The organism is uncultured Tenacibaculum sp. (assembly GCF_947499065.1).
Classification (GTDB): Bacteria; Bacteroidota; Bacteroidia; order Flavobacteriales; family Flavobacteriaceae; genus Polaribacter.
This window is the reverse complement of the sequence record NZ_CANMMT010000035.1, coordinates 1-387: the sequence shown is the minus strand read 5'-3', so window position 1 is coordinate 387 and position 387 is coordinate 1. Positions and strand designations below refer to the sequence as shown.

At 33.6% G+C, this 387-nt stretch carries 1 protein-coding gene; it reads right to left on the bottom strand.

Annotated features, from left to right (window positions below):
* The coding region (locus Q0958_RS18880) for a SprB repeat-containing protein (protein ID WP_299126122.1) at window positions 1-387 on the bottom strand (387 nt) is incomplete at both ends.

Genomic DNA, 387 nt, shown 5'->3' with positions numbered 1-387 from the left:
CTTTGATTAATTTACAGCCTTGTGAATCTGTTATTGTCATTTCATAAACAATTCCTGATACAGAACCAGCTAAACCTATTACATTATTTGAAGTTCCTTTTTCTACACCTGTGCTCTTTTCTTTTAAAGAATAGGTATAAGGTGGTGTTCCTCCTGATACTGTTACATTTACACTTCCGTTTAATAAACCAAATCCACTTGCATCTGTTGTACTTGATCCTGAAATTGATAATCCTGCCGATGGCTCCGTTATCGTTACTGTAACTTCTTTTGTACATCCATTCTCATCTGATACAACTACCTTATAAATTCCTTTAGTAATGTTCGATAAATCTTGAGTCTTTTTTCCATTACTCCATATATATGTATAAACTCCTGTTCCTCCTA